This window comes from Pseudomonas sp. S1_G07, assembly GCF_054668565.1.
The window spans coordinates 5,714,830-5,729,942 of record NZ_CP162778.1; the positions used below are offsets into that span (position 1 = coordinate 5,714,830).

Consider the following 15,113-nt stretch of genomic DNA (forward strand, 5'->3'; position numbering starts at 1 on the left):
TGATTGCGTGGACGCCAATCTATAGTGCGCCTCAGCACACAACAAGCCATGGGATACACACGATGAAAAGCACCGCCCCGCGCCTCGCCCTGATCGGCGACTACAACCCCGACGTGATCGCCCACCAGGCCATTCCAGTGGCGTTGCAACAGGCCGCCGACACCCTGGGCATGGGCCTTCACGTTGAATGGCTGGGCACCGACGCCCTGCCCTCCTCCCTGCACGGTTTCGACGGTTTCTGGTGCGTACCCGGCAGCCCCTACCGCGACACCGAGGGTGCCTTGCGGGCGATCCGCTTTGCCCGCGAGCAGCGGCGACCGTTCCTCGGCACCTGCGGCGGTTTTCAACATGCGGTATTGGAATACGCCCGCAACGTGCTGGGCTGGGCAGACGCCGAACATGGCGAGCTGGCGCCACACGCCAAACGCGCGGTGATCACGCCCCTGAGCTGCGCCCTGGTGGAAGCCAGCGACAGCATACGTCTGGTGCCGTATACCCGCATCGCCGAGACCTACGGCACGCTTGACATTGAGGAGGGCTATCGCTGTCGTTATGGCATGAATCCCGAATTTGCCAGTGCGTTGCTCGAGAGCGACCTGATCCCCGGCGGCCACGACTCGGCGGGTGATCTGCGCGCCGTGGAGCTGCTCGACCACCCGTTCTTCGTCGCCACCTTGTTCCAACCTGAACGCGCCGCGCTCAAGGGCATCACCCCGCCCTTGGCCATGGCCTTACTCAAGGCCTGCCAGGCGGTGTCGGCATGATCGCCAAGACCCCCGCCCCACCCTACTACGCAGTGATTTTCAGCTCACTGCGCACCGACGGCGATCACGGCTACGACGAGGCCGCCACACGCATGCTGGACCTGGCGCGTGAGCAACCGGGGTTTCTCGGGGTGGAGTCGGCACGGGAGGATGGGCTGGGAATTACCGTGTCGTACTGGCGCAGCGAAGCGGCGATCCTGGCCTGGAAGCAGCAGACCGAGCACCGGTTGGCACGTGAGCAAGGGCGCTCCACCTGGTACTCGGCATTTCATACACGGGTGTGCAAGGTAGAACGGGCCTACACCTTCGAACGCTGAAGGACTGCCTGTAAAACGCTGCACAACCTGTAGGAGCTGGCTTGCCTGCGATGGCGGTCTGTCAGATCAGGATTTTTACCTGATCCACCGCTATCGCAGGCAAGCCAGCCTCCCACATTTGATCCTGTGTCGTTCAGCGCATCGTGCCCGCCTAGCTCACCAAACTACGCAACGCACTTATCTGCGGGATCTCCACCCGCCGCATATACACGCGCAGCGGCTCGGTGATGTTGATACGGTCGTCGATGTTCTGGTCCAGCAGCAACTGCAGGCGCTCGCGCGACAGGGTCATGGTTTGTTCGGGAGCCGGCAGCCAGACGAATTCGGCGGTGGGGATGATGCCATCGTCGGCCACGTCCATGCCGAAGGAGTCTTCGCTGAAACGCACGATGTACTGGCCGGTCTTGCGGTTCAGGCCCACAAAACCGTGGAGTTGGTCGGCGGCCTGGCAGATAAGCTCGGAGGTGATGCGCATGGTAAACCTCACTGAAAAGTCCCACTGGGACTGGAAAGATGGTTTACACGCGTGGCGGAAAGTACTGCCCTCTGACGGGGCGGCTTCGGTCAAGGGTACTGCAATGCCAGGAAAAAAATCCGAGAAAATTGGCACGTGCGCACGTTAAGGTCGGTTTGGTGATAGCGCCTTTCACAATCAATTGTTAAAAAGGAGGCCTTCTCAAAGCCACCTCCACGAAAGGACTTCGCACATGCCTGTCACGTTTACCAAGAGCGCCTTGCTGCTGGCTCTGATGCTTGGCCTAGGCCAGGCGCAGGCTGCCGACCCGATCAGCCCGGCTGAATTGGCGACTAACGAAGGCATCCCGTACCCCGCCGTGATCGCTCACCGTGGCGCCTCCTACGACGCCCCCGAGTCCACCGCCGCAGCCTACAAGGTCGCGCGCGACCTGGGCGCCGACTACCTGGAAATGGATCTGCAGCGCAGCAAGGACGGCGTGCTGTTCGCCCTGCACGACAACAACCTGCAGCGCACCACCGACGTGGCCACCAAGTTCCCTGAGCGCAAAGACGCGCTGGCCAACGAATTCACCTGGAAAGAACTGCAAACCCTCGACGCCGGCAGCTGGTTCAACGCCGCCTACCCCAACCGCGCGCGCCCAGGCTTCGTTGGCCTGAAGATCCTCAGCCTGGACGACATCATCAAGATCGCCGAAGGCAACCCGCAGCACAAACCCGGCCTGTACATCGAAACCAAAGAACCCAAGCAATTCCCGGGCATTGAAGCCGACCTGAAAAACAAGCTGCTGGACAAAGGCTGGTTGAGCTCCGCCGGCTCCAAGCTGGGCAAGAGCAACACTGGCGTCGGCCAGGGCAAGGGCCGCGTAGTCTTGCAGACCTTTGAAAAAGACAGCTTGAAAGAGCTGCAGAAAGAAATGCCGAACACTCCGAAAATCCTGCTGCTGTGGGTGGGTGAAGGCAGCATCGAGCCCAAGTCCAAAGTAACCTTCGCCGAATCCGGCGAACCGACCAAGGCCGCCTACTACGCCAAGCAAGAACCGAAAGATGCCGCCGAGTTCGAAAAATGGGTCGACGACGCCAAGCGCCTCGGCGCCATCGGTACCGGCCCATCGGCCGAGCTGACCAACCACGGCGACCAGAGCTACTCCGACCTGGTAAAGCCTGAAATGAACAAACTGACCCACGACAAAGGCCTGCTGGTGCATGTGTACACTGTGGATGAGCCGGTGGACTTCGAAAAAGTGATGAACGCCGGTGTCGACGGCATCTTCACCAACCGCGCCGCTGAACTGCTGAAGTTCTACAAGCGCTGGCCGTCGTCCAGCGTGCAGGATTTGCTCAACGACTATAAGTACTGAGTGAGTCGGGGCCCGGTGTGCCATTAAGGGTGAATTAAGTTGCGCTGGTTAATCTGGCGCCACTTAAACAGTTCACCCAAGAAGGACACACACCATGAAAACCTTGACTGCTTTGTTCGCCGCCGCTGCCCTGACCCTGACTGCCGGCCTGGCCCAGGCTGATGTTCGTCCGGACCAGATCCCAAGCCTGCTCAAATCCGGTGAGGTGATGGCCTTTGAACAACTCAACGCTGCCGCCATCGCCAAACATGCCGGCGCCACCATCAACGACACCGAGCTGGACCACGAAGCCGGCAAACTGGTCTACGAAGTCGACTTGACCGACACCACCGGCAAAAAGTGGGATGTGAAGCTCGACGCCAAGACCGGCGCCGTGCTGGAAGACAAGCAAGACACTTGAGTTAAGCCTCTCTAAAAAACGCGCCACCTTCGGGTGGCGCGTTTTTTTATGGGTACTGCTAAACCGTCATATAACTGTCATACCGCCTTGCAATGATTCGCCGACGCGATCCTGTGAAACGTCCTACAGGCGCATTCTCTGCGAGCCTCCATGAACCACAGCATTGACCATAGCCACCAGGATTCCGATCTGTTTGGCTTGCTTTACGGTTTTCGTTTTCGCCCAGGTGAAAAGGGTGAACAGATTGATTCGGCCGCCGCGTTGGCGGCGCTGAAAGGCCCCCAGAACCCGGATGAGTTTTTGTGGCTGCACCTGAACCTGGCCCACGCCGCCTGCGAGCGCTGGATGCAGACGCACCTGGATTTGCCGGAAGAGTTCTTCGAGGCGCTGCACGAAGGCTCGCGCTCCACGCGCATCGAACACGTCGACTCGGCCTTGCTGGCGGTGGTCAACGACGTGGTGTTCAACTTCAGCAGCATGGTCTCGTCGGATATTTCCACGCTGTGGGTGTGCGCGCGTAGCCACCTGTTGATCAGCGCACGCCTGCAACCGCTGCACTCGGTGGACAAGTTGCGCTCGTCGGTAAAGGCCGGTGAATACTTTCGCTCCCCCCTGGAGCTGTTGGTGCATTTGCTGCGTGACCAGGGCGAGGTGCTGACGCAGATCGTGCGCAAGACCAGCATCAGCGTCGACCATATCGAAGACCAGTTGCTGTCTTCGCGCGTGTCCACCAACCGCGCCGAACTGGGTGCGGCGCGCCGGGTGCTGGTGCGCCTGCAACGCCTGCTGGCGCTGGAACCGGGCTCGCTGCTGCGCCTGCTCAATCGCCCGCCGCAATGGCTGCAAAAGGAAGACGTCAAGGAGTTGCGTAAATCCACCGAGGAGTTTGCGCTGATCATCAACGACCTGATGGCGCTGGGCGAACGAATCAAGTTGTTGCAGGAAGAAATCGCCGCCAACCTCAACGAGCAGAGCAACCGCACGTTGTTCACCCTTACCGTGGTCACAGTGCTGGCGTTGCCGATCAACATCATCGCCGGTTTCTTCGGCATGAACGTGGGCGGCGTGCCGCTTTCCCAGGACCCGGAAGGCTTCTGGATCCTGGTGGCATTGGTGGCGACATTCACGTTGATCGCAGGGCGTTGGGCATTCCGCAAGTTCTCGAATTGAAATGAGATCACGTGTGGGAGCTGCGATGGTTTATAGACCAGCGGCATTACCCAATTCGCGGAATACTGACCTGCGGCAGCATCTCTGTAACATTCTGCAATGACTATGAACGACATCCTTCACTACCTGGATGCTTCGGCATGGCTACCCCTTCCCTGACCGCCTCCACACACGTCTCGTCCGCAGACCATAAACCCAGGCTGGACAAGAAACCCAGCCTGTTGACCGTGATCATTTTCTTCGCCGTTCTGGCCATGGGCCTGTTGTTCACCGCGTACAGCCTGATGCACGACATGCACGAACTGGGCACGGTGGTCACCACCTGGACCCCGTTCCTGCTGCTGGGCGTGGCGCTGCTGATCGCCCTGGGTTTCGAATTCGTCAACGGTTTCCACGACACCGCCAACGCCGTGGCAACGGTGATCTACACCAACTCGTTGCCGCCGCAGTTCGCGGTGGTGTGGTCGGGCTTTTTCAACTTCCTCGGCGTGCTGCTCTCCAGTGGCGCCGTGGCGTTCGGCATCATCGCCCTGCTGCCGGTGGAGCTGATTCTGCAGGTGGGTTCATCGGCCGGTTTTGCGATGATCTTCGCCCTGCTGATCGCCGCGATCCTGTGGAACCTCGGCACCTGGTGGCTGGGTTTGCCGGCGTCGTCATCCCATACACTGATCGGCTCGATCATCGGCGTGGGCGTGGCGAATGCCTTGATGCACGGGCGTGACGGCACCAGCGGCGTGGATTGGAGCCAGGCGATCAAGATCGGTTATGCGTTGCTGCTGTCGCCACTGATCGGCTTTGCATGTGCCGCGTTGCTGTTGCTGGCCCTGCGCGCTTTTGTGAAAAACCGCGCCCTGTACAAAGCGCCCAAAGGCGACACCCCGCCACCCTGGTGGATCCGCGGCATGCTGATCGTCACCTGCACCGGCGTATCGTTCGCCCACGGTTCCAACGATGGGCAAAAAGGCATGGGCCTGATCATGCTGATCCTGGTCGGCACCCTGCCGATGGCCTACGCACTGAATCGCGCCATGCCCGCCGAGCAGTCATTGCAGTTCGCGGCGGTGGCGGAAGTGACCCAGGTGGCACTGATGAAAACCGCGCCGCAAGCGTTGCAGGGCGATCCGCGCCCGATCCTGTCGACCTACGTAAGTACCAAGCAAGCCACGCCGGAACTGGTGCCTGCTCTCGCCGCCCTCGCCGGCCAGATCGGTGATCAAGTCAAGGGCTACGGCTCCCTGGCCAAAGTCCCCGCCGAAGCCGTCGGCAACGTGCGTAACGACATGTACCTGAGCAGCGAAACCATTCGCCTGATGGACAAGGGCAAAGTCGGCAATTTCGACGCTGACACCCAAGGCAAACTGCAACTGTTCAAGCAACAGATCGACAACTCCACGCGCTTTATTCCGCTGTGGGTGAAGATCGTCGTGGCCATCGCCCTGGGGCTGGGCACCATGGTCGGCTGGAAGCGCATCGTGGTGACGGTGGGCGAGAAAATCGGCAAGACCCACATGACCTACGCCCAGGGCGGCGCGGCGGAAACCGTGGCGATGCTGACCATCGGCGCGGCGGATATGTTCGGGCTGCCGGTGTCGACCACCCACGTATTGTCGTCGGGGGTAGCGGGCACCATGGTGGCCAATGGCGGTGGCCTGCAGATGCGCACTATCCGCAATTTGCTGATGGCCTGGGTGCTGACCTTGCCGGCCGCGATTCTGTTGTCGGGTAGCCTGTACTGGCTGTTCACCCAACTCTTCTGACACACCCGAATGCGGTGCGGACCGTCACCGGCCTGGTCACGCTCATGAGCGTCGGCCTGGCCTGGCGCCGCAGCCGTTGTCGGCACGGCGTTAAAGCTGCGCGTGCAGAATGGCCGCCATCCAGTCCATGAACACCCGCACCCGCAATGGCAAATGCCGTTGCCCGGCGTACAGCAGGTACACATCCAGGGGCGGTGCCGGGTAGTCCGGTAAAATCGCCACCAGCTCGCCGCTGGCCAACTCGTCACCCATGCCCAAGGCCGGCACCTGGATAATCCCGAAGCCGCCCAGGCATGCCGACTTGTACGCATCGGTGCTGTTGACCGTGACCCGCCCGGCCATGGGGATGCGCAGCACCTTATTGCCCTGCACGTATTCGAACCCCGCCGAGCGTGAACCCAACGGGCGCACGTAATGCACCAGGTGGTGGTCGGCCAGGTCGGCCAACGTCTGCGGCACGCCAAAGCGTTGCAGGTAGGTGGCGCTCACACAGTTGATCATCGGCATGCTGCACAACTGCCGTGCCACTACCGTCTGGTCCGGCTGCACGCCCACGCGCAGCACACAATCAAAACCTTCGGCGAGCAGGTCGACCTGGCGGTCGGTGGTGCTGATTTCCAATTCGATCAGCGGGTGCGTGTCCATGAACTGCGGCAGGCGCGGCATGATCAGGTCCCGCGCCATCAGGTTGGGCATGTCCACGCGAATGCGCCCGGCCAGTTGCGCCTCATCCTGGCGAAACAGCCCCTCCAATTCTTCCATGTGCGCCAGCAGGTCCTTGCTGCGCTCATACAGCACGCGACCGTCCTGGGTCGCCTGCACCTTGCGTGTGGTGCGTTGCAACAGGCGCGCGCCGAGCAGTTCCTCCAGCGCCTGCACGTGCTCGGACACGGTAGAGCGTGGCAGGCCCAGGCTCTCGCCGGCGCCGGTAAAACTCGACAGTTCGGTGACGCGCACGAAGGTGCGCAGCAGCTCAAGTTTGTTCATGGGATTGTTCGCCTTATCCGGCCAGTGATTCCGGTTTTGCTGTGTTTATCACGTTATACCCGGATAAATACACTCAGTCCCACATTCACATCTGAAGAGGACCGCATCATGACTCGTAAAATCGCACTCATCACCGGTGCCAGCCGTGGCCTGGGTAAAAGCGCCGCGTTGCACCTGGCGGCACAAGGCGTCGACATCATCGGCACTTACCACAGCAAGGCCGACGAAGCCCACGCCGTCGCCGCGCAGATCGAACAATTGGGCGGCCGCGCCGCGATGCTCAAGCTGGACGTGAGCCAGAGTGCGACCTTCGGCGATTTCGTCGGTGACGTGACTGGCGCGCTCAAGGAGGTGTTCGCCCAGGATCACTTCGATTTCCTGGTCAACAATGCCGGGATCGGCATTTACACCAGCTTCGCCGAAACCACCGAGGCGCAGTTCGACGAACTGGTGGCCATCCATTTCAAGGGCCCGTTTTTCCTGACCCAGAAGCTGTTGCCATTGATCCGCGACGGGGGCCGCATCGTCAACATCTCCAGCGGTCTGACCCGCTTCAGCCTGCCTGGCTACGCCGCCTATGCGGCGATGAAAGGCGCGATGGAAGTGCTGACTCGCTACCAGGCCAAGGAACTCGGCGCGCGCGGTATCAGCGTCAACATCCTGGCCCCCGGCGCCATTGAAACCGACTTCGGCGGCGGTGCCGTGCGCGATAATGCCGACCTCAATGCGATGATCGCCAACAACACCGCCCTGGGCCGCGTCGGTTTACCGGACGATATCGGTGGCGCGATCGCCAGCCTGCTGGCCGACGGCAGCCAGTGGATCACCGGCCAGCGCATCGAGGCGTCGGGCGGCATGTTTCTGTAGGAACGTGTCGCGCAGCACGTCATAACCCCAGTGATACAGATAGGTGTACGGCAGGAAAAACAGCAGTACGCCGATGTCGAGGATAAACGCCTGCATCAGGCTGATGTTCAGCCACGTGGCAATCAACGGTACGCACACCAGGATCAGTCCGCCTTCGAACAGCAAGGCGTGCAGCCCTCGGGTCCAGCCGTTGTTGGCCAGTTGCAGGCGTGCCTTGAGGCGGTCGAACAGACTGTTGAAGATCACATTCCAAGTCAGCGCCATCAGGCTGATCGCCAGGGTGACCATGCCCATTTCCAGGGCGGGTTTGTTCATGATCCACGCCAGCAAGGGGGTGCAGATCAACAACGCCAGGGCCTCGAAACCGATGGCCTGGCACACGCGTTCAGTGATGGATTTTTCAGGGCTCATGACCCGTCTCCGTGAGTGAGGACGGTTGCCATCATTACCCTTTGAAACGATACTTCATAACTAATAACCATCGATCAAGGCGATAGTCATGGCGTCTAACGAAGTGCTGCAGGCGTTTGTGCAGGCCGCCACTCAAGGCTCGTTTTCGGCGGCGGCGCGCAAGCTGGGCAAAAGCCAGTCCACCGTCAGCGCGGCAGTCGCCAGCCTGGAGATTGACCTGGATGTGCTGCTGTTCGATCGCAGCAGCCGCAAACCGACACTTACGCCTGCGGGCCATGTGTTGCTGCAACGCGCCGAGCAGGTGCTGGAGGCCAGCAGCCGCCTGGAGCTGGCCGCGAGCCAGTTGGCCCAGGGCTTGGAGCCGAAACTGACCATTGCCATGTCCGACACCTACCAGTCTGACCGTTTTGAGATCGCCCTCAGCGCGTTTGAGCAGCGTTACCCGGACCTTGAATTGGAATGCCTGATTGCCGAATGCGAAGACCTGATCGCCCTGGTGCAAAGTGGCCGCTCGCAGATCGCGTTTATTGAGCAACAGGGCATTTATCCGCCGGACCTGGCCCATGCAACCGTGGACGAACGCACGGAAATTGCGCTGTTCGTTTCGCCGAAACATCCCTTGGCCGCGCTGAAGTCCATCACCGCGCACGCCCTGCAACAACACCGCGAACTGCGCCTGGCCAGCATCATCAACCCGAATGAAACCCGCGCCAGTGGTCGCGTGTGGTCGGCTCCCAGTTACCTGATGCTGCTGGAAATGGCACAGCTGGGTTTCGGCTGGGCACCGATTCCGCGCTGGCTGGTGGAACGCTTTGGTGGCGGGCAACTGGTTGAGCTCAAGGTGCGCGGTTGGCCGCGCTCGGTGGCGGTGGATGCACTGTGGTCACGCCACCATCCGCCAGGGCCGGCGGGGAGTTGGTTGTTGGGCAGGATGCTGGAGTAGCGCCCCCGTTCGGCATGGGCACTGACCGGTCACTTTTGTAGGAGCGAGCTTGCTCGCGAAAAACCCGAGAGCGCCGCGGGGCATCAGGTTTACCGCGTGATCATGGACGGTCTGCGCGAGCAAGAACTAGGCGTTCACCCTCGCTCCTACAGGGGTACATGGGCGGCCGCCTGCGATGGCGGTGGATCAATAGACCCCTATGCCACCTGACCCACCGCCATTGCGGGCAAGCCCGCTCGCCACAGAAATACGCGCATTCAATTAAAAATTAATTGTTTAAAATCAATTGGTTATTTGAGTGCGGCCAGGCGGATTTCGAGGAAACGTTTCTCGGGGGTTTGCCGGGTCAGGGACAGGGCTTTTTCGTAAGCCGTGCGAGCTTCTTCCACCCGCCCTAATTGCCGACAAAACTCGCCGCGCGCTGAATGCGCCAAGTGGTAGTCCAGCAGTTCGCCGCGCGCCAGAATGGCCTCTACCTGTTGCAAGCCCGCCAACGGCCCATCGCGCATGGCCAGCGCCACGGCGCGGTTCAATTCGATTACCGGCGACGGTACGGCCCTGAGCAATACATCGTAGAGGCCGACAATCTGCGGCCAGTCTGTTTCATCCGCGCTGGCCGCTTCGGCATGCACCGCGGCAATCGCCGCTTGCAGGCAATACGGCCCAAACCGCCGCGTGGTCAGTGCACGCTCCACCAGCGCGCAGCCTTCGGCAATCAACCCCGCATCCCAGGACGAACGGTCCTGCTCATCCAGCAACACCAGTTCGCCGCTGGCCGAGGTGCGCGCGGCGCGGCGGGATTCGTGCAGCAGCATCAGCGCCAGCAGGCCCATGACCTCCGGCTCCGGCAGCAACTCCATGAGCAAGCGCGCCAGGCGAATGGCTTCGCCGGTCAGGTCCTCGCGGGTGATGTCAGCGCCCATGGACGCCGAATACCCTTCGTTGAACACCAGGTAAATCACGCGCAGCACGCTGTCGAGGCGCTCGGGCAGTTCGGCCAGGGACGGCACTTGATAAGGAATCCCGGCCTCGCGGATCTTCCCCTTGGCCCGCACGATGCGCTGGGCGATGGTGCCGGGCGTGGTCAGGAAAGCACGGGCGATTTCCTCGGTGGTGAGGTCGCAGATCTCGCGCAGGGTGAGCGCCGCCTGGGCATCGGCCGCCAACGCCGGGTGGCAGCAGGTGAAGATCAGGCGCAGGCGGTCGTCTTCCAGGTCCTCCGCACGCCACTCAGCCGCTTCCAATGCGTCGGCCTGCGCCTGCAACAACGGGGTAAACCGCGCCTGGCGGCGCAAACGGTCGATGGCCTTGAAGCGCCCGGTCGACACCAGCCAGGCCCGTGGGTTGCTCGGCACGCCGTCTTGCTGCCAACGTTCGACCGCGACGAAGAACGCCTCGTGCAGGGCTTCTTCGGCGAGGTCGAAATCCCCCAGCAGGCGGATCAGGGTGGCCAGGACGCGCCGCGATTCACTGCGGTAGATCGCTTCGATCGACGGCGTCAATCGCGCATGTCCTGGGTCACCAACGTCACCAACCGGTCGAGGCTCTGGCCCCAGCCATCGTGGAACCCCATGGCTTCGTGGGCCTGTTTGTCTTCGGCACTCCAATGCATGGCGCGGGCGGTGTACAGCGTCTTGCCGCCCTGCTCCTCGAACGTGACTTCGGCGCTCATGAACGGCTTGCCCGAGGGCACCCAGCCCGGCAGGAAGGCATCGGTGAACACCAGCCGATTGGGCGCGTCGATCTCCAGGAACACGCCTTGGGTCGGGTATTCGCTGCCATCGGGGGCACGCATGAGGGTGCGAAACAGCCCGCCGACCCACAGGTTCATTTCGCACTCGGGGGTGGTCATGCCGTGGGGGCCCCACCACTGTTGCAGCAGGGCGGGTTCGGTCCAGGCGCGGAATACCCGGCGGCGCGGCGCGTCGATCAAGCGGCTGATAGACAGTTCGAATTGCGCAGGTTGCCTTGTCATGGGGTAAATCTCCTGAGTCTTAGGGTTGTTATGGTCAGAGATTCAGTTCGCGCACGGGGCGCACTTCCACACTGCCGACCCGGGCGGCCGGAATGCCGCCGGCCACCTGGATCGCTTCGTTCAGGTCCTTGGCCTCGATCAGGTAGAAACCGGCGAGCTGCTCCTTGGTTTCGGCGAACGGCCCGTCGGTGATCGACAGCTTGCCATTGCGCATGCGCACGGTGGTGGCGGTGCTTACCGGTTGCAGCGGTTCGGCCGCCAGCATGCGCCCACTCGCCTGTATGCCCTGGGCATAGGCGAAACACTCCGGGTCGGCCGGGCTGTCGGGCGAGGTGTGCAGCACCTGTTCGTTGCTGTAGATCAGGCACAGGTATTTCATGGCGTTCTCCGTTTTCGGACTACTGACTATAGTTCGCAACACTCAAGGTTTCAGATCGAACAGCGCCGTGCCGCTCTGCATGTCGAACGGTGCCGACCAGTGCTCATGCACCACTTTCCATTCGCCGTTCAAGCGCTGATAACCGGCGGTCACCCGCATCCAGCAGGCCTTCACCACACCATCGGGCCCGGCACCGCCGCAATGGGCCAGCCAGTGGGCGAACGCGCTGTCTTGGGCCTCGACGATACGCAGCTCATGAAACTCGAAAATGCCGGGGCCGGGGCAATGCTTCATGCATTCCTCCCAGTGCATGCGGTAAGCGGCCTTGCCCTTGAATTGCAGGGCGCTCACGGCGTCGAACGAGACGATATCGTCGGCGTAATAGCTGACAATTTTATCGATATCGCGGTCCAGTACGGCGTGTTTCCATTGTTCGATAAGGGTGTTGATTGCGGTGCTCATGGCGATAACTCCTCGGGGGTGGACAATCACGGAAGACACCCTTAGTCGAACGTGCCTTCGGTAAATCGACAGACCCGCGAAAAATAATGTCGCCCCCACCAAACCCGATAAACTGCGCCCTTACCTGCAGCCGTTCGGACACCCCCCGATGCAAACCCGCCTCGTCGCCTACGAGACACTGACTGCCGTGCAACAACAGCAAATCAGTACCCTCGAAGTTCACCCTGAGCAGCTGCCGTTTTGCGGCGATATGTACTGCGCGCTCAATGCGCTGCTGGCCAAGCCAAGCCCTGGCGTCAAAGGCTTTGCGCTGCTGGCCGACGACATCCCCGTGGCCTTCCTGCTGCTCAAACGCCCACCGTGCCTGCCGCATTGGGCCGATGAACACAGCGCTACGCTGCACGCTTTGCAGGTGGATCGTAGACAACAGGGCCAGGGGTTTGGCAAGGCGATGTTGCGCGCGCTGCCCACCGCAGCCATTCACACCTGGCCGCAGATCAAGGCGCTGGAGCTGTCGGTGGACACGCACAACGTGGCGGCGATGGGGCTGTATCTGGGGGCGGGGTGGGTGGACCGCGGGGAGGCGTACAAGGGGCGGGTTGGCTATGAAAGACGGTTGAGTTGGGTGTTTGGTCGGAGCAACCTTGACACCTGCAAAATGTAACGTATACATGACTTATCCCATCAAAAGTAATGAATACGTGACATGGACACTTCCATAATTACCCAGCGACTCGCCAGCCAAGTGCGTGCCATGCGCCTCAACCGTGGCTATACGCAAGCCGACATGGCCAAGCTCGCAGGGATTACTCGGCAAAAGCTGATCGAAATTGAACAAGGAAGCCCATCGGTTTCCATGAATGCTTATGCTCGCGTGATTGCGGCGTTGGACAGCGAAGTTAGATTAGCGCCCGCCTCCAAGCCAACACTAGAGGAGCTGAAGGATTTGTTTAATGACTAGTGGCAGTTTGCGCGTTCACACACCTCAAGGTGACAGCGGCAGCGTGTTGACCAGTGCTGACGACTACTTGTTTCGCTATATCGATACCGCGCGCCCACACTGCGCAATCAGTCTCACAATGCCAGTCCGCACGGAAGAATACCGACGTCGAGAACTGCACCCCATCTTTCAGATGAATCTGCCGGAAGGCTACGTTCTGGAGCAACTGCGCAATCGTCTCGCCAAAACGGTAAAGATCGATCCGATGCTGCTACTGGCATTGTCGGGTAGCAGTGCGCCTATCGGGCGGATCTTCGTTTCTTCGGAGCAAGTGAACGAATTGATCCAACGCAACAGCCCTCCAGCATCAGGGGAAAAACTCGAAGAGATTCTCGCTTGGGACGGAGCGCAGGATCTGTTTGCCGAGCTTGTGGATCGTTACATACTACGGGCAGGCATTTCTGGGGTTCAGCCCAAGGTACTCGTCCCGGAAAAGCCTCAGACATCCGAATCGAAATTTACCTCGAAAACAAATGATCTGATTATCAAAAGCGGGCGCGACGAGTTTCCCGGGTTGGCCATCAATGAATACCTGTGCATGTCAGTTGCCCGCGACGCGGGCCTGCCAGTGCCCCCATTCTACCTTTCACAAAACCATAAGCTGTTCATCATGCGGCGCTTTGACCGGGACGAACAACTCAACCCGCTGGGCTTCGAAGACATGGCCACGCTGATGGGCCTGACGGCTGAACAAAAGTACACCAAAAGCTACGCCACCATTGCCAAAGCGGTACGTGTGTTCTGTTCGCCGGAGCATATACGCAGCTCCCTTGATCAGTTGTTTGACAGTGTGGCGCTGAGCTGCATCGTGGGGAATGGTGATGCTCACTTGAAGAATTTTGGCGTGCTTTACACGGATCCGGTGAAATCGGACGCACGGCTTGCACCGGTGTACGACATCGTGAACACCACCGTTTATATGCCTGAAGACTCACTCGCGCTGGACTTGAGCGGCAACAAATCAATGTTTGCCTCACGCCTGGGCATCCTTGAGTTTGCGCGAATCTGCGAAGTCGAAAACCCCGAAGCACGCATCCAGGTTTTGCTCCAAACGCTGGAAGTCGTGCTCAAGCGCGAAGACGAATATTGCCGCAAAGCGCCTGATGTCGCCAAAGCCATACGGCAATCTGCGCACGGCTACCACACCAGCTTTGGGGGCTGAACACCGTCCGTCCTTTGGCGGGGCGAGCGCCCCACTCGCCCCGCGGGACAGTCAGCAGGCCGCGAAATTACTTCTTCTCCACTGGTAACCAGATCTCCACCGTGCCCGTGCCCTTCTTCACATCAAAATCCGCGCTGTAGCGCTCGAAATCCGGCCCCGCTACCTTGTAGCCCGAGTGCGGCAACCACTCGAACATGACGCGCTCGTACGTCTGTTCCAGGGCCTGCACCGAGCCGTGGTGCGGGAACACCGCATAGTGATGCGCCGGGATTTCGATGGATTTGAAGTTGCTCGGCACGTCGCTTTTGGCCGGGACCTCCACCCCGGCCATGTAGTCGAATTCGCCATGGTGAGGGTTATGACACACACCATAGGTCACGCCGCCCACCCGTTTCTTAATGTCCTTGATGCAGGTGTTGAATAACTCCCACAGCCGTGGGATATCGCCGATGGTGGCCTTCGAATAACGGCCCTCTACCCCGGCAATCACCAAAGCCTTGCCTGCTTCCATGCGTGGCTTCAGCGGTTGTTTTGCGTGGGATTCCATACGAACAGCCCCCTTCCTATAAGAAAACAAACCCGCATCGAGTATAGGGGGATTTCCACGCAGTGCTCCAAGCAGAAAATTTTCCTACGCATCTGGACAACTGGCCATCATCGACCGTATTGTCTGCCGCGCAGGCC

Annotated in this window: 19 protein-coding genes; 11 read left to right on the forward strand and 8 right to left on the reverse strand. The window is 60.6% G+C overall.

Annotated elements, in window-relative coordinates:
* Positions 1–62 precede the first annotated feature (62 nt).
* Positions 63–764 (forward strand): CTP synthase C-terminal region-related (seleno)protein, encoded by a 702-nt coding sequence (locus AB4O05_RS26025; protein WP_460134556.1) that lies wholly within the window; start codon positions 63–65, stop codon positions 762–764.
* The gene (locus AB4O05_RS26030) at positions 761–1,081 is read left to right on the forward strand and encodes an antibiotic biosynthesis monooxygenase family protein (protein WP_460134554.1); all 321 of its coding nucleotides are present in this window, start codon (positions 761–763) and stop codon (positions 1,079–1,081) included. The genes AB4O05_RS26025 and AB4O05_RS26030 overlap by 4 nt, the downstream gene beginning before the upstream one ends.
* A 151-nt stretch (positions 1,082–1,232) precedes the next feature.
* Here the strand turns inward: AB4O05_RS26030 and AB4O05_RS26035 are convergent, their stop codons facing one another.
* Complete coding sequence (locus tag AB4O05_RS26035) at positions 1,233–1,556, reverse strand: DUF2025 family protein (RefSeq protein ID WP_049711852.1); 324 nt, start codon at positions 1,554–1,556, stop codon at positions 1,233–1,235.
* A 232-nt stretch (positions 1,557–1,788) separates the two neighbouring features.
* Between AB4O05_RS26035 and AB4O05_RS26040 the strand changes: the two genes are divergently transcribed.
* From AB4O05_RS26040 to AB4O05_RS26055, 4 genes are all read left to right on the forward strand, one after another.
* The gene (locus tag AB4O05_RS26040; protein ID WP_460134552.1) at positions 1,789–2,916 is read left to right on the forward strand and encodes a glycerophosphodiester phosphodiesterase family protein; all 1,128 of its coding nucleotides are present in this window, start codon (positions 1,789–1,791) and stop codon (positions 2,914–2,916) included.
* 94 nt (positions 2,917–3,010) lie between these two features.
* On the forward strand, positions 3,011–3,316 hold the full coding sequence (locus AB4O05_RS26045) for a PepSY domain-containing protein (RefSeq protein WP_460134551.1): 306 nt from the start codon (positions 3,011–3,013) through the stop codon (positions 3,314–3,316).
* A gap of 150 nt (positions 3,317–3,466) precedes the next feature.
* The gene (locus AB4O05_RS26050) at positions 3,467–4,486 is read left to right on the forward strand and encodes a transporter (protein WP_460134549.1); all 1,020 of its coding nucleotides are present in this window, start codon (positions 3,467–3,469) and stop codon (positions 4,484–4,486) included.
* A gap of 140 nt (positions 4,487–4,626) precedes the next feature.
* Positions 4,627–6,243, forward strand: coding sequence for an inorganic phosphate transporter (locus tag AB4O05_RS26055; protein ID WP_460134548.1), 1,617 nt, complete (start codon positions 4,627–4,629; stop codon positions 6,241–6,243).
* Between the two features lie 90 nt (positions 6,244–6,333).
* On the opposite strand, the gene AB4O05_RS26060 is transcribed toward AB4O05_RS26055, so the two are convergent.
* Positions 6,334–7,230, reverse strand: a complete 897-nt coding sequence (locus AB4O05_RS26060; protein ID WP_460134547.1) for a LysR family transcriptional regulator — start codon at positions 7,228–7,230, stop codon at positions 6,334–6,336.
* 108 nt (positions 7,231–7,338) lie between these two features.
* Between AB4O05_RS26060 and AB4O05_RS26065 the strand changes: the two genes are divergently transcribed.
* Positions 7,339–8,097, forward strand: a complete 759-nt coding sequence (locus tag AB4O05_RS26065; protein ID WP_460134545.1) for an SDR family NAD(P)-dependent oxidoreductase — start codon at positions 7,339–7,341, stop codon at positions 8,095–8,097.
* Here the strand turns inward: AB4O05_RS26065 and AB4O05_RS26070 are convergent.
* Positions 7,996–8,508: a multidrug/biocide efflux PACE transporter gene (locus AB4O05_RS26070; protein WP_460134544.1), complete on the reverse strand. Its 513-nt coding sequence runs from the start codon at positions 8,506–8,508 to the stop codon at positions 7,996–7,998. The two genes, AB4O05_RS26065 and AB4O05_RS26070, sit on opposite strands and share 102 nt — an antisense overlap.
* 88 nt (positions 8,509–8,596) lie before the next feature.
* On the opposite strand from AB4O05_RS26070, the gene AB4O05_RS26075 reads away from it, so the two are divergent.
* Complete coding sequence (locus AB4O05_RS26075; RefSeq protein WP_460134543.1) at positions 8,597–9,451, forward strand: LysR family transcriptional regulator; 855 nt, start codon at positions 8,597–8,599, stop codon at positions 9,449–9,451.
* A 290-nt stretch (positions 9,452–9,741) separates the two neighbouring features.
* Here the strand turns inward: AB4O05_RS26075 and AB4O05_RS26080 are convergent, their stop codons facing one another.
* From AB4O05_RS26080 to AB4O05_RS26095, 4 genes are read right to left on the reverse strand one after another with little or no spacing between them, the layout of a single operon-like run.
* On the reverse strand, positions 9,742–10,953 hold the full coding sequence (locus tag AB4O05_RS26080; protein WP_460134542.1) for an RNA polymerase sigma factor: 1,212 nt from the start codon (positions 10,951–10,953) through the stop codon (positions 9,742–9,744).
* Positions 10,950–11,426 (reverse strand): SRPBCC family protein, encoded by a 477-nt coding sequence (locus tag AB4O05_RS26085; protein ID WP_460134540.1) that lies wholly within the window; start codon positions 11,424–11,426, stop codon positions 10,950–10,952. The genes AB4O05_RS26080 and AB4O05_RS26085 overlap by 4 nt, the downstream gene beginning before the upstream one ends.
* Positions 11,427–11,460: 34 nt before the next feature.
* Entirely contained in the window at positions 11,461–11,805 is a 345-nt protein-coding gene (locus AB4O05_RS26090) for a YciI family protein (protein ID WP_460134539.1), read from the reverse strand.
* 42 nt (positions 11,806–11,847) lie between these two features.
* Complete coding sequence (locus AB4O05_RS26095) at positions 11,848–12,267, reverse strand: YybH family protein (protein ID WP_460134537.1); 420 nt, start codon at positions 12,265–12,267, stop codon at positions 11,848–11,850.
* A 148-nt stretch (positions 12,268–12,415) separates the two neighbouring features.
* Between AB4O05_RS26095 and AB4O05_RS26100 the strand changes: the two genes are divergently transcribed.
* From AB4O05_RS26100 to AB4O05_RS26110, 3 genes are read left to right on the forward strand one after another with little or no spacing between them, the layout of a single operon-like run.
* Positions 12,416–12,931 carry a GNAT family N-acetyltransferase gene (locus tag AB4O05_RS26100; RefSeq protein WP_460134536.1) on the forward strand — a complete coding sequence of 172 codons (516 nt, stop codon included), beginning with the start codon at positions 12,416–12,418 and terminating at the stop codon, positions 12,929–12,931.
* A gap of 42 nt (positions 12,932–12,973) precedes the next feature.
* On the forward strand, positions 12,974–13,228 hold the full coding sequence (locus AB4O05_RS26105) for a helix-turn-helix domain-containing protein (protein ID WP_460134533.1): 255 nt from the start codon (positions 12,974–12,976) through the stop codon (positions 13,226–13,228).
* Entirely contained in the window at positions 13,221–14,429 is a 1,209-nt protein-coding gene (locus AB4O05_RS26110; RefSeq protein WP_460134531.1) for a type II toxin-antitoxin system HipA family toxin, read from the forward strand. Before AB4O05_RS26105 ends, AB4O05_RS26110 begins: the two co-directional genes overlap by 8 nt.
* Positions 14,430–14,496: 67 nt before the next feature.
* Here AB4O05_RS26110 and AB4O05_RS26115 read toward each other — a convergent pair whose 3' ends face one another.
* On the reverse strand, positions 14,497–14,976 hold the full coding sequence (locus tag AB4O05_RS26115; protein ID WP_460134530.1) for a GyrI-like domain-containing protein: 480 nt from the start codon (positions 14,974–14,976) through the stop codon (positions 14,497–14,499).
* Positions 14,977–15,113 lie beyond the last annotated feature (137 nt).